This window comes from Bowmanella yangjiangensis (assembly GCF_017255015.1).
Classification (GTDB): Bacteria; Pseudomonadota; Gammaproteobacteria; order Enterobacterales; family Alteromonadaceae; genus Bowmanella; species Bowmanella yangjiangensis.
On sequence record NZ_JAFKCS010000526.1, the window covers coordinates 1 to 529 of the forward strand.

At 66.5% G+C, this 529-nt stretch carries 1 protein-coding gene; it reads left to right on the forward strand.

Annotation, left to right across the window (positions count from 1 at the left end):
* Positions 1–446: response regulator (locus J0A65_RS25475; RefSeq protein ID WP_206597008.1), on the forward strand; the 446-nt coding region annotated here is incomplete at its 5' end.
* Between the last annotated feature and the right edge of the window lie 83 nt (positions 447–529).

Below are 529 nucleotides of genomic sequence, written 5' to 3' on the forward strand. Positions count from 1 at the left end.
GGGAAACCAGCCGCCTGATCCGGCGCAACACCCAGTGCCAGGCGCCGATCATCGTGATCTCCGCGAATGCCTTCACCGACGATCGCGAACGTAGCGTGGCAGCCGCCTGCAACGACTACCTGGCCAAGCCGGTGTACACCCCGCAACTGCTCGAACGCATTCAGCAGCAGCTGGGCCTGACCTGGCTGCATCGCACCCAGGAGCGGCCTGCCAGCGTGCAGCGCGTGACCCTGCCCGACAGCGACGACCTGCAGGCACTGCGCGAGCTGGGGGCGCTGGGCTACATCCGTGGCATCCAGCAGCGCCTGGACGACATCGACCAGCGCAACCCGGCCTGCGCCAGCTTCACCGCCTCGCTGCGCAGCCTGGTGAAGCACTTCCAGCTCGACGAATTCAACCGCCAACTGAAGGAGGCCGAACATGAATGCGCCGCTCCACCAGCCTGAGTCGCGTCTGCCTGCCAGCCTGTCGGCCGAACGCGGCATCATCCTCATCGTCGACGACACGCCGGACAACCTGGCGCTGATCT